This window comes from Vibrio harveyi (assembly GCF_030060435.1).
Classification (GTDB): Bacteria; Pseudomonadota; Gammaproteobacteria; order Enterobacterales; family Vibrionaceae; genus Vibrio; species Vibrio harveyi.
Map to the genome: position 1 here is coordinate 1368975 of NZ_CP125875.1, position 13703 is coordinate 1382677.

The window sequence follows — 13703 nt, forward strand, 5'->3', positions numbered from 1 at the left end:
CATTACCTATGCTTAGTTTCGAGGCTAAAACCCGAAGTTAAGTCCCCCTACAAAACAACAATTCTAATGTGGAGTGTGAATATGACCGCGCGTGAAAATGTAGTGCCGGTTCTGCTTGAAAAGGTATACCAACTAATTCAAGACAAACTCGAGCTTTCTCACCAACCGCTTGTAACTAAACTTGCTCAACACTTATTTAGTAACATTGCTGATGATGACTTGATTCAGCGAAACGAATCCGACCTATATGGTGCCGTTGTTAGCCTGTGGCATCATGTCAATGAAAAGAAACCAGAAGACATTTCTGTCAGGGTATTCAACCCAACCGTCAGCCGCCAAGGTTGGCAATCAACACACACTATTGTTGAAATTGTTGTTCCGGACAGCCCGTTTTTGGTGGATTCCATCAAGATGGCGTTAACGCGACTTGACCTTGTTTCTCACTTGATGCTCAACAACCCAACGCAACTAGAACGCGATAAAAAAGGGCAAGTGACGGACGTTAATGGCGAGGGTGGTGTTCTTCAATCTCTGTTCCATATCGAAGTTGACCGCTTAACCAGTAAAGGTGAAATGCAAGAGCTGAAAAATGAGCTACTGACCATTTTGTCTGACACGCGTTTAGTGGTTGATGATTGGAAACAAATGGTTGATAAACTTAAGATCGTTACTGATGATCTTGAAAAGAACAAAGATCGAGTTTCGATGAAGACCGATCGTTTAGATGAGACGATCGAATACCTACGTTGGTTAGGGGATCATAACTTCACCTTCATGGGTTACAAAGAGTATGATCTTGTTAGCGTCAATGGTGACACTGAGCTGCAACCTGTTAAAGAGAAAGGTCTTGGTCTCTTTGCCGATGACAATCGCATTCGTAGCATCAAGCTTTCTGAACTGTCCGACTCTGCGCGCCTAGAAGCGAAAAAGCCTTACGCATTGATCATCACTAAGGGCAATCAAGCATCTCGTATTCACCGCCCAGCTTACACTGACTACATTGGAGTTAAGAAATTCGATAAGAACGGCAAAGTGATTGGTGAGCACCGTTTCACAGGTCTTTACACTTCTGCTGTATACAACCAAGCCGTACAAAGTATTCCTCTGATCCGCGAGAAAGTGGATCGTATTCTAGAAGCGAGTGGTTACCGTAACGGATCGTACTCGTACAAAGCCCTGCACAACATTCTAGAAAACTACCCACGTGACGAATTACTTCAAGCTCGTGAAGAAGAGTTATTGGAAGTGGGGATGGGCGTCGTGCAAATGCAAGATCGTGACTTGTTACGTCTATTTGTTCGTAAAGACCCGTTTGGTCGATTCTTCAGCTGTATGGTTTACGTGACAAAAGATCGATACAACACAGAGCTTCGTCGTCAAACGCAACGCATTCTTAAGCAGTACTTTGGCTGTGAACAAGAGGTTGAATTCACAACCTTCTTCTCAGAAAGCCCGTTGGCGAGAACCCATTACATTGTTCGTGTAGACAATAACAACATTGATGTAGACGTGAAAAAGATTGAGCAGAACTTAATGGAAGTATCGACTTCATGGGACGACCGCCTAAAAGAGTCTATCATTGCTAACTTTGGTGAAAGCAAAGGTCTTCCGCTTTCGAAAGAGTACATGAGCGCATTCCCACGTTCATATAAAGAAGACATGATGCCAGGTTCTGCGGTTGCAGATATCGAACGTCTAGAAGCGTTAAGCGACGACAACAAACTCGGCATGTTGTTCTATCGTCCGCAAGAAGAAGCGGCTGAATCGAAAGCAGTTCGCTTGAAGCTATACCACCGCGACGAGCCAATTCACCTATCCGACGTGATGCCAATGTTGGAAAACCTAGGGTTACGTGTGATCGGCGAATCGCCTTATGAGATCGAAACCAACAATGGTCAAACATTCTGGATCCTAGATTTCTCAATGCTGCATAAGAGCGACAAGACCGTTGATCTTCGTGAAGCTCGCGATCGTTTCCAACAAGCATTCGCAGCGATTTGGGCTGGTAACCTAGAGAGTGATGGCTTCAACCGCTTGGTACTAGGCGCTTCACTGTCTGGTCGTGAAATCTCAATTCTTCGCGCATACGCGCGCTATATGCGCCAAGTTGGTTTCCCATTCAGCCAACAATACATAGAAGATACCCTTAGCCATTACCCAGATTTGGCAACGGGTCTAGTAAACTTGTTTGCCAAACGATTCGATCCAAAACACAAAGGCAGCGAGAAAGGTCAGAACGATCTTATCAAGAAAATAACCGAGCAACTGGACCGTGTTGAAAGCCTAGATGATGATCGTATCATCCGTCGCTACATGGAAATGATCACGGCAACGCTACGTACTAACTACTACCAATTGGACGAAAATAAGCAGCCGAAACCTTGGTTATCGTTGAAGATGAAACCAAGCGAAATCCCAGATATTCCTCAGCCAGTGCCTGCGTTTGAGATCTTCGTTTACGCACCTGATATTGAAGGTGTACACCTACGTGGCGGTAAAGTCGCGCGTGGTGGTTTGCGTTGGTCGGATCGTCAAGAGGACTTCCGTACTGAAATTCTTGGTCTGGTTAAGGCACAGCAAGTTAAGAACACGGTTATTGTTCCTGTGGGTGCAAAAGGTGGCTTCGTATGTAAACGTCAGCCAACTCTAACTAACCGTGATGAAATCTTCGCTGAAGGTCAACGTTGTTACAAACGCTTCATTCGCGCGCTTCTCGATGTGTCCGATAACATCATCGAAGGCGAAGTTATTCCGCCGAAGAGTGTAGTGCGTCACGATGAAGACGACCCATACTTAGTTGTTGCCGCCGATAAAGGTACAGCAACATTCTCTGATTTGGCGAACTCTGTATCGGATGAGTACAACTTCTGGCTAGGTGACGCGTTTGCATCAGGTGGTTCTAACGGTTATGACCACAAAGCAATGGGTATCACTGCGAAAGGTGGTTGGGAATCGGTGAAACGCCACTTCCGAGAAATGGGCATCAACTGTCAAACCACTGACTTCACAGCAATTGGTGTGGGTGATATGGCAGGGGACGTATTTGGTAACGGTATGCTGCTATCTAAGCATATTCGTCTACAAGCTGCGTTTAACCATATGCACATCTTCATTGATCCAAATCCGGATTCAGCCACCAGCTGGGAAGAGCGTAATCGCTTGTTCAATCTCCCACGATCAAGCTGGGAAGATTACAACGCCGAGTTGATCTCGCAGGGCGGTGGTATTTTCTCTCGTCGCTCTAAATCGATCCAACTAACGCCAGAAATCCAAAAAATGCTGGGCACGAAGAAAGCGTCTCTAGCGCCAAACGATCTGATTAAGATGATCCTGCAAATGGAAGTGGATCTGCTTTGGAATGGTGGTATCGGTACGTATGTTAAAGCTTCTAGCGAGACACACACTGATGTTGGCGACCGTGCAAATGACGTACTCCGTATCGATGGACGTGATTTAAAAGCGAAAGTGGTTGGTGAAGGCGGTAACTTAGGTATGACTCAGCTTGGTCGTATCGAATACGCAAGCACAGGCGGTCGTGTAAATACGGACTTTGTGGATAACGTTGGTGGCGTAGACTGTTCGGACAACGAAGTGAACATTAAGATCTTCTTGAATGGTTTAGTATCGAATGGCGATCTAACGGTTAAACAACGCAACCAGATTCTTGAATCGATGGAAGACGAAGTGGGCGAAATCGTATTGGACGATGCATACCGTCAATCTGAGTCTATTTCGGTGACTGAACAGCAAGGTGTTGGCATCGTTAAAGAGCAAATCCGCTTTATCCATACAATGGAGAAAGCAGGGTACTTGGATCGTGCTCTTGAGTACATTCCAGACGATGAAACCTTGATTGAGCGAGAGAAACAAGGTCTTGGTCTGACACGTCCTGAACTTTCAGTACTAGTAGCTTACGGTAAGATGGTTCTGAAAGAACAATTGGTTGCTGACGAAATTGCAAATGATGAATTCCATGGAAAACAGTTAGTTGCTTATTTCCCAAGTGAGTTACGCCGTAACTACAAAGATCAGATGGTAAACCACCCGCTGCGTGCTGAAATCATCGCAACAGCGCTGGCAAACCAAATGGTTAATGAAATGGGCTGTAACTTTGTGACTCGTCTTCAAGAAGAGACGGGCGCGAGTGTCGTTGATATTGCGAACGCTTACAGTGCAACACGTGAGATCTTCGAACTGGAAGATATTCTTAAGCAAACTCGTGCACTCGATAACGTTGCAACTGCAGAAGCACAGTATGAGATCATGTTTTATGTACGTCGCGCATTGCGCCGTATCTCTCGTTGGTTACTTCGCAATCGCAGCGGTAAGAGCACAGTAACTGAGTTAGTTGCACTATATAAAGACGATGTTCACACTATTACTGAAACGCTAGACACCATGCTAGTTGCATCAGAAGTGGAAGAGCATAACGAACTTGCTCAGAAATGGATTGAGCGCGGAGTAGAGGAGAAACTGGCACACCATGTAGCTCGTCTCTCTAGCCTACAGTCTGCACTGGATATTTCAACAGTAGCAAGCGAAACGGGTAAAACGGTTGAACAAGCCTCGAAGCTTTACTTTAATCTAGGTGACCGTTTATCACTTCACTGGTTCTTGAAACAGATCAATAGCCAAGCGGTTGATAATAACTGGCAAGCTCTTGCTCGTGCAGCATTCCGTGAGGATCTTGATTGGCAACAGCGTCAATTGACTGCTCAAGTTCTAACTTGCGGCTGTTCAACAGAAGATCTAGACGTGATGCAAGCACTCGAAGATTGGATGACAACGAATGAATTGTCATTGCATCGTTGGGAGAGCATCTTAAATGAATTCAAAGTTGGTTCCGTTCATGAGTTCGCTAAGTTCTCTGTTGCACTTCGAGAATTGGTTCTACTTAACCTGAACTGTTCTTCGAACGAATAGGGTAAGTGACTTTAGCAAAAGCCTCGCAATCGCGGGGCTTTTTTATGTTCAAATCATTATAACTTCACACAATACGTGACGCCGTAACTCGTGATTTAAATTTTTCTGGCATGAAATCGTTTGCTTTTAAATAAAAAGCTAGCAATTTTGTATAGAGCATAGAGTGCTAATCAACTGTTTTTATGAACAAAATTAAAATGAGACATACTATTTTGCTGAATTCACTCATTTTCATTGAATTGCGCTGAAAAACAGTAAATAATATTGACCCGTTTACACGGGGCTTTTTTCTTTCGGAGGCACAATGCTTTACCGTCTAGCCAGAACTGGCTTTTTCCAACTTGATGCCGAAAAGGCACATGATCTTGCAATCAAAAACTTCCAACGCTTTAACGGCACTCCTCTCGATCTTTTCTATCGTCAACAATTACCAAATCGTCCAGTAGAATGCATGGGGCTTACATTCCGTAACCCAGTGGGTCTTGCTGCTGGTTTGGACAAAAACGGCGAATGTATCGAAGCGTTTGACGCCATGGGCTTTGGTTTTGTCGAAGTTGGTACTGTTACGCCTCGTCCGCAACCAGGTAACGACAAGCCACGTTTGTTCCGCCTAGTTGAAGCGGAAGGTATCATCAACCGTATGGGCTTTAACAACCTAGGTGTGGATCATCTGGTTGAGAATGTGAAAAAGGCAAAATACAACTGCATTCTTGGTATCAACATTGGTAAAAATAAAGATACACCAATTGAGAAAGGGGCAGAGGACTACCTGATTTGTATGGAAAAAGTGTACGAGTATGCCGGTTACATCGCCGTGAACATCTCGTCACCAAATACACCAGGGCTTCGTTCACTTCAGTACGGTGAAGCGCTAGACGAATTGCTATCTGAACTCAAAGAGAAACAAGCAGAACTTGCAGAAAAGCACGGTAAGTACGTACCACTTGCGCTAAAAATTGCACCGGATTTGAGCGATGACGAAATCAGCCAGATCTGTGAGTCGCTAATTAAGAATAACATCGACGGTGTGATTGCAACAAACACAACGCTTGATCGCACAGTCGTTGAAGGCATGAAACATGCGAACGAAGCGGGTGGTCTAAGCGGACGTCCGGTTCAATCACGTTCAACAGAAGTTGTTCGTAAACTTCATGAAGAGCTTGGCGATAAACTTCCGATAATCGGTGTGGGCGGTGTTGACTCATACGTTGCAGCGAAAGAGAAAATGATGGCAGGTGCACAACTTGTTCAAGTTTACACTGGTTTCATCTACCACGGACCAGGTCTCGTACGCGATATTGTTAAAAATCTATAAGAGCAATCGCTAAATCGTTGAGAAATCGACGCTTGTTACTAAAAAAAAGAGGAATTCGTTTCCTCTTTTTTTTTGCCCGTTCGTTTGTAAAATTTAAAAATCATGAGTAGGTAATTAAGCGTCTTACCTCTTATTACTGATTAACTAGTCACAAACAAGAGAACGGAATAATGCTTAAACCCAGCGACAAATGGAATTGGTATTTTGACGAGCAGAAAGCTTGCCTAATGCTGGATTTGGGGGAGGAGATGATTTTCCAAACCAATCTATGCCGTAAGCTGTTGGTCAATTGTGCCTTCTCAGACAATGAATTCACTGTTGATGACGCAAGCGCGTTTCAAACGTACAACGAACGAATCCGTTGTCTCGACATCAACGAATACCGTCAAGCCGAACTTACGCTCTATTGCGTAGCTGCAAAACGCTTTCATAAACCTGTTCAACCGAAGAGCTGGTTCTTCGACGCCCAATGCGATGGACATGAGCCAGAAGAAGGGGATATGGTCTTCCTAACAAATCGATATTCAGAAGGCGTATTCATCGTTCTAGAACCAGGTGAAACATCAAGCCTATGTGCTTACGTAGGGCAGGATGAATTTCTACTTGATGGCAACAAAGTACTGCCATTTGGGCAACCAATTAAAGTAATGCACGATCGCATGGTGTGTGCCAATCACTTATTCACGATGGCACCAATGGCGATGGTGGGTTAATTTCCTTTTGATTTTTCTTTATTTTCGTTCCTTTGTTTGCATTAATCGACCTCATTAGGTCGATTTTTTTTGCCTAGAATTTTCTGAATATCTCCTCTTGTGCACGCCAAATACATGCCTAGGTGAGGGCTATTTTGTATCTCAGATATGAAGTAGCTCACTTTTATTCCACTTTTTTCATTTTAGCGTTTCCTTAAATTAGGCAACCAGACGCCTAATATTTCACCTTTTGTTCCCCTATATGCTCATTTTGTAAGTTAATTACACGCAAAATCAACAGTTGGTATAGACCAAAAATGATGTAAATAAGTATTCACTCTCGTTATGATGCTTGTCTTTACTAGAAAGTGATAAAGAGACGTATTCTGTTTGTAGATGTGTTGTGTTTTGATTTTCAACAGATGAGATTGGCGACTGTTTGAGCTAATAAAGTAAAAATGCCTTTAAAAACGAGGCATTGATCGTAAAGTCAGGTATAATCAAAGCCATTTTTTATCGACGAAAGAACACTATGAATCAATATCTCGCGGTAACTTCAAACGGCATGGAAAACTTGCTTGTTGAAGAACTGACTAAACTAGGCATTGAAAACGCCAAACCAGTACAGGCAGGCGTTAAATTTAAGGCGACGAATGAACAGATTTACCGTTGCTGTTTGTGGAGCCGCTTGGCGTCTCGATTTGTACGTGTTTTATCGGAATTTACCTGTAACGACGACATGGACCTTTACCTGTCGACGTCTTCAATCAACTGGGTAAATCAGTTCCATAGTTCAAAGCGCTTTGTGGTCGACTTCAATGGTACGAACCGTGAAATCCGCAACAGCCAATACGGTGCAATGAAAGTAAAAGACGGCATCGTAGATTGCTTTGAGAAGAAAGGACTTCCTCGTCCAAACATTAACAAAGAACGCCCTGATATCCGCGTTCACGTTCGTCTGCACAAAGACAAAGCCATTCTTGGTGTGGATATGGTGGGTAGTGGTCTTCATCAACGTGGCTACCGTCCAGAATCAGGTCGAGCTCCGTTACGTGAGACGCTTGCAGCAGCAATCGTAATGCGTTGTGGCTGGGGTGGTTCACAACCGCTTCTAGACCCAATGTGTGGTTCTGGTACGTTGCTGATTGAAGCAGCGATGATGGCAGCCAATATGGCACCTGGCGTTAAGCGCAAACAGTGGGGCTTTGAAGCGCTAGAAGATTTTGAACCAGAGCTTTGGGCAGAGATTAAATCAGAGGCAAATGTACAAGCTCGACGCGGTGTCAAAAAAGTTGACGCTAAGTTTTTCGGCTTCGATAACGACCCGAAAGTATTGAAGGTTGCACGAGACAACGCTCGTAGAGCTGGTGTTGAAGAGTTGATTGAATTTGCACAAGGCGATGCAGCAACCATTACTCGTCCGACTGGTTTCGAATCTGGCGTTATCGTTTCTAACCCGCCTTATGGTGAGCGTCTTGGCACTGAGCCTGGTCTGATCGCGCTATACACAGCGTTTGGTGGTCAGCTAAAAGCAGAATTTGGCGGCTGTAAAGCGTCTATCTTCTCAAGTTCAGACGAGCTACTAAGCTGTCTTCGTATGCGTGCGGACAAACAATTCAAATTGAACAATGGTGCGTTACCTTGTCACCAAAAGAACTACAGCATTGCAGAGCGCAGCATTGATGAAGTGAAAGGCGCGGACACTAATGTTCAAATTGCACCAGACTTCTCAAACCGTTTGAAGAAAAACATTGGCAAGATTGGTAAGTGGGCTCGTAAAGAGAAACTTGACTGTTACCGTATCTACGATGCGGATCTTCCTGAATACAATGTAGCGATCGACGTGTACGGCGATCAAATTGTGATTCAAGAATACGCAGCACCTAAGAATATCCCTGAAGAAAAAGCCAAGCGCCGTCTAACGGACATCATCCGTGCAACGATTCAGGTAACAGGTGTAGAAGCGAATAACGTAGTACTTAAAGTTCGTGAGAAGCAAAAGGGTCGTAGCCAGTACCAAAAATTAGGTCAAGTTTCAGAGACGCTTGAAGTGAACGAGTACGGAGTGAAGCTGATCGTAAACCTTCATGACTACCTAGACACGGGCTTGTTCTTAGATCATAAGATCACTCGTCGTCGTCTTGGCGAAATGGCACAGGGTAAAGATTTCCTTAACTTGTTTGCTTACACTGGCAGTGCAACAGTGCACGCTGCGGTTGGTGGAGCGCGTTCTACAACTACGGTAGATATGTCTAACACGTACCTCAACTGGGCGAAAGACAACATGCAGCTAAACGGTTGTGTTGGTCGCCAGCATCGTTTTGAGCAAGCTGACTGTCTCCAGTGGCTTGAGAACGCCAAAGGTGAATACGATCTTATCTTTATTGACCCACCGACGTTCTCTAACTCTAAACGCATGGAAACGTCGTTCGATGTACAACGCGATCATATTAAGCTAATGACAAACCTTAAGCGTCTGTTGCGTGCTGGCGGTATGATTGTTTTCTCGAACAACAAACGTCACTTCAAGATGGACGAAGCAGGGCTTGCAGAACTGGGCTTAAAAGCGCAGAACATTTCTTCTCAAACTCTGCCATTGGATTTTTCTCGTAACAAACAGATTCACAACTGCTGGTTGGTTACTCACGCAGAATAGGGACGGAACAGTAAAAGGATGTTGAACGTGCTAACGCTTTACAGCACTGAAGGATGCCATCTCTGCGAGATGGCGTTTGACCTCGTTAGTCAGATTGGTCTCGCCGAACAAACACACATCGTCGACATAGCGTTCGACGATGCTCTCTTTTCTCGTTACGGTGTAACAATTCCCGTATTAAAATATCAAGATTCTGAGTTGAACTGGCCGTTTGACTTAGAAAAACTCAAACATTGGTTGGATAATAATGGCATTACTTACCATTCATAACGCACAACTTGCATTTGGCGACCACCCATTACTAGACAAAGCAGAGTTCGCTCTTCAAGAAAATGAACGCGTTTGTTTAGTTGGTCGCAACGGTGCAGGTAAGTCTACGTTAATGAAAGTGCTTGCTGGCGACATTTTGTTGGACGATGGCAAGATTCAAATCACCCAAGACGTCGTTGTTTCTCGACTTGAACAAGATCCACCACGCAATCAAGAAGGCACAGTTTACGAATACGTATCTGGTGGTTTAGCTGAAATCGGTGAGCAGTTGAAGATCTATCATGATCTTCTCGATCTTGTCGCTCAGGACCCAAGTGAAAAGAACATTAATCGTCTTGCTAAGATTCAAGAACAGTTGGATCACCTTAACGCTTGGCGCTTTGATGATCGTGTTAAGAATGTACTTGGCGCGCTAAAGTTAAGCCCTGAAACCAAACTGACTGATCTATCGGGTGGTTGGCAACGTAAAGCCGCTCTCGCTCGTGCACTTGTTTGTGACCCTGATGTATTGCTTCTTGATGAGCCAACTAACCACCTTGATGTAACGACCATCGAATGGTTAGAGAACTTTCTAAAGGACTTCAAAGGCTCGATCATCTTCATTTCCCACGACCGTGCATTCATCAAATCGATGGCGACACGCATCGTTGACCTCGATCGCGGACAACTCGCTTCTTTCCCTGGTGACTATGACCAATACTTAAATGACAAAGAAGAGATGCTTCGTGTCGAAGAAATGCAAAATGCAGAGTTCGACAAAAAGCTAGCTCAGGAAGAAGTGTGGATTCGCCAAGGCATTAAAGCACGTCGTACACGCAACGAAGGTCGTGTTCGTGCCCTTAAGAAGCTTCGTGAAGAACGTCGTGACAGACGTGAGGTTCAAGGTAAAGTTAACCTTAATATCGACGATGCTTCACGCTCAGGTAAGATCGTCTTTGAAGCTGAGAATGTCTCTTTTGCTTTTGAAGGCAAAAAAATCGTTGATAACTTTAGCTTCAACATTATGCGTGGTGATCGAATCGCACTGATTGGTCCTAACGGCTGTGGTAAAAGTACCGTTCTCAAGTTGCTATTAGGGCAATTATCAGCGCAAGGCGGTCGTCTTCATTGTGGAACAAAGCTCGAAGTAGCTTACTTCGATCAGTACCGTGAAATTCTTGATCCTGAAAAGACGGTTATTGATAACTTAGCAGATGGTAAGCAAGAAGTGATGGTTGGAGGGCGTCAGCGTCACGCATTGAGCTACCTACAAGATTTCTTGTTTGCACCAAAACGTGCTCGCACGCCAGTAAAAGCCTTGTCTGGAGGCGAAAAAAACCGTTTGTTGCTGGCTCGTATCTTGTTGAAACCTAACAACTTGCTTATTCTTGACGAACCTACCAACGATTTGGACATCGAAACGTTGGAACTTTTAGAAGAAATGCTTGCCAATTATCAGGGTACGTTACTGTTAGTGAGCCACGACCGTGAGTTCGTAGACAATACGGTGACGACCAGTTGGATTTTTGAAGGTAACGGCATAATCGAAGAGTTTGTTGGTGGTTACCACGACGCAAAACAGCAGCGTGATCAAGTTCTTGCTTCGCGCAGTCAGGTTGAAAAAGCAGCGAAGAAAGAGAAAGTGGTTGAGGAAACTCCCAAAACTACGCAACCTAAGAACAATTCGAAGAAGTTATCGTATAAGCTGCAAAGAGAATTAGAGGCTCTTCCAGCTAAACTAGAACAATTAGAGGCGGATATTGAGACTCTACAAGAACAAGTGAACGACCCAGAGTTCTTCACTAAATCTGTAGAACAGACTCAACCGGTATTGGAACAGCTCGCTGCGGTAGAGCAGGAGTTGGAAATCGCGTTCGAGAGATGGGAAGAACTCGAAGCAATGCAACAGGATAGTTAAGAATTCGATGAATTGTAGTAACAAATTCAAATTAACCGCCATCGCTATGATGGTCGGTACGGCAATGAATGCCAATGCAGCACTGTATCAAGTAGTTGAAGTTTCCCCTGAAAACGTCACTACGGAAACAGTGTACGGTGTCGCAATTCAACAAGGTGACGTGGATAACGATCCTGATACAGGAAAACCTTTCGCGCTGGGTTGTTTTGATAAAGGCGCAGATTGTGACTCAAAGTACTTTAAACTTGCGCTTGAAACGCGTGTAACCCCAATCTCAACTGGGCAAGAAGTCGACGGTGTTAGCTACCGCGAAGAAGTGCCATTTGCGATGGATTCGGGTTTCTTTTACGTACAAGAGTTCGATGACTTTGAAAGATACTGTAAGAACGAACGTCGTTACTCAACATGTGAATCTTGGGCATACGTGCATTGGAATCCTTGGCAAAAAGAAGCGTTTAATAAAGATTTTACTTCAAATGCACTAGCTTATGTTGAGGGGGATACACCCAATACAATCGACTCTGCAGCGTATACCAATAAGTACAACAATGTTATCAACAGTCTGACTGCTGAAGGGAAGCCTGTAGGCAATCAAAGTGTTATCAGTACAACAGATCCAACTATTTTAGAAACAAGAAATACGGTTGTTGCACCAGGAACTAGTCCTAACTTTGACACAAGCGACGCAGTTCCAAAGCTTCTAGAAAGCAGAGCTTGGAAAACGAACGGAACATTTACTGTAGGTAGCGTTTCTCGATTTGCCAACAATGACAATGGTGACCACTCTACATCTAAAGCTGCCATTTGGGATGCGACTGGTTCCGGCTCAGTGAAAGAAATAAGTTGGGGTACCACTAATGCAGAAGAAGATGAACGCTTAGCACAAGGCAGCATGCGAGATTTTGTTGTAAAAGGTTCTACTGTTTATGGCGTTGGCTATAACACTTACGACAGTGGCAACAACTACATGAATGCGACAGTCTTCGTAGGAACGTTGACAAAAGAAGGCTCAGTCGCTGACTCTACATGGGTAAATAAAGTAGTTGATGGTGCCCAACAAAGAATTGGGGATAATACAGTTCATACTAATTCCCGCTTAACCGATGTAAACTCCAATTTTATTGCGATTGGTGAAGCTAAACGCTCGGGTGTTTACCTAATGCCAACAGGCTCTGCGCCGAACCGTCTTTTCGTTGTTGATGACGTTACTGCAGATTCAGTCAGTGCATCTTACCTGGCAGAAGTCGGTGGTATTTTCTTTAGCGGTGCTGGCGGTCAAATGGGTGGCATCAACTCATACAATGAGATTGTTGGTCAATTAGATGCTGAGAAGACTCGTGAAGAAGAGGGTAAACCTCGTCGTAAGCGTGGATTTATCTATCCATATGCTCAAGGTGGAACAGTTAGTGAGCGTGCTAAAGAAATCTTCGATGGCAAAGCATGGTTCCTCGACGATCTTACCAACGGTGCAAACGATCAGAGCGCAAGCGCTAGAGATATTTCTGACCGCAACAACGAGTTCCGTATCATTAGCGCTTCAGATATCAACGATGCCGGCGTTATCTCAGCGACAGCAATGAAGTGTGCAGGCGGTTATGACACAACAGCTCACAACTCTTTCTGTAGTAATGGTGAAGAGAAAATCGTTGCCGTCAAGCTTAAGCCGATTCCAGGTGCAACTAAAGCTGATATTCAATCACGCAGTGTTGAAGAGGAAGCTGCGGAACGCCAAGGCGCTGGTCTAGGATGGCTGGCTTTGACCATGCTGGGTCTATTCGGGTTCCGTAGAAAATAGTCAGTAATTTTTAAATCAAGCAGAGGCTCACAGAAATGAGTCTCTGCTTTTTTTATGCCTTGAGAAAATGCGCAATTTGATCGATTCTTGTAGATGGAGTCATAAAAACTCCATCAAAGTTTCACAATAACAGTAGTACGTTTGTAAATGGACCT

7 protein-coding genes are annotated in these 13703 nt (G+C 44.3%); all 7 read left to right on the forward strand.

Annotated features, from left to right (window positions below; genetic code table 11):
• Nucleotides 1–81 precede the first annotated feature (81 nt).
• The 7 genes from QMY49_RS06890 (at nt 82) to QMY49_RS06920 (ending at nt 13548) form a co-directional block, all read left to right on the forward strand.
• On the forward strand, nt 82–4923 hold the full coding sequence (locus QMY49_RS06890; protein ID WP_005446807.1) for an NAD-glutamate dehydrogenase: 4842 nt from the start codon (nt 82–84) through the stop codon (nt 4921–4923).
• A 304-nt stretch (nt 4924–5227) separates the two neighbouring features.
• Nucleotides 5228–6238, forward strand: a complete 1011-nt coding sequence (gene pyrD / locus QMY49_RS06895) for a quinone-dependent dihydroorotate dehydrogenase (RefSeq protein WP_017190185.1) — start codon at nt 5228–5230, stop codon at nt 6236–6238.
• A gap of 170 nt (nt 6239–6408) precedes the next feature.
• Nucleotides 6409–6951 carry a cell division protein ZapC gene (locus QMY49_RS06900; protein WP_017190184.1) on the forward strand — a complete coding sequence of 181 codons (543 nt, stop codon included), beginning with the start codon at nt 6409–6411 and terminating at the stop codon, nt 6949–6951.
• A gap of 511 nt (nt 6952–7462) precedes the next feature.
• On the forward strand, nt 7463–9586 hold the full coding sequence (gene rlmKL, locus QMY49_RS06905; protein ID WP_283313648.1) for a bifunctional 23S rRNA (guanine(2069)-N(7))-methyltransferase RlmK/23S rRNA (guanine(2445)-N(2))-methyltransferase RlmL: 2124 nt from the start codon (nt 7463–7465) through the stop codon (nt 9584–9586).
• 18 nt (nt 9587–9604) lie between these two features.
• Nucleotides 9605–9856 carry a glutaredoxin family protein gene (locus tag QMY49_RS06910; protein ID WP_009702647.1) on the forward strand — a complete coding sequence of 84 codons (252 nt, stop codon included), beginning with the start codon at nt 9605–9607 and terminating at the stop codon, nt 9854–9856.
• Entirely contained in the window at nt 9834–11753 is a 1920-nt protein-coding gene (locus QMY49_RS06915; RefSeq protein ID WP_005446816.1) for an ABC transporter ATP-binding protein, read from the forward strand. The genes QMY49_RS06910 and QMY49_RS06915 overlap by 23 nt, the downstream gene beginning before the upstream one ends.
• 7 nt (nt 11754–11760) lie before the next feature.
• The gene (locus tag QMY49_RS06920; protein WP_283313652.1) at nt 11761–13548 is read left to right on the forward strand and encodes a DUF3466 family protein; all 1788 of its coding nucleotides are present in this window, start codon (nt 11761–11763) and stop codon (nt 13546–13548) included.
• The last annotated feature ends 155 nt before the right edge of the window (nt 13549–13703 follow it).

Bases quoted from the DNA above. Each gene is read 5' to 3' on its own strand.
- QMY49_RS06890 (WP_005446807.1), top strand. From the start codon at position 82: ATGACCGCGCGTGAAAATGTAGTGCCGGTTCTGCTTGAAAAGGTATAC.
- pyrD (WP_017190185.1), top strand. From the start codon at position 5,228: ATGCTTTACCGTCTAGCCAGAACTGGCTTTTTCCAACTTGATGCCGAA.
- QMY49_RS06900 (WP_017190184.1), top strand. From the start codon at position 6,409: ATGCTTAAACCCAGCGACAAATGGAATTGGTATTTTGACGAGCAGAAA.
- rlmKL (WP_283313648.1), top strand. From the start codon at position 7,463: ATGAATCAATATCTCGCGGTAACTTCAAACGGCATGGAAAACTTGCTT.
- QMY49_RS06910 (WP_009702647.1), top strand. From the start codon at position 9,605: ATGTTGAACGTGCTAACGCTTTACAGCACTGAAGGATGCCATCTCTGC.
- QMY49_RS06915 (WP_005446816.1), top strand. From the start codon at position 9,834: ATGGCATTACTTACCATTCATAACGCACAACTTGCATTTGGCGACCAC.
- QMY49_RS06920 (WP_283313652.1), top strand. From the start codon at position 11,761: ATGAATTGTAGTAACAAATTCAAATTAACCGCCATCGCTATGATGGTC.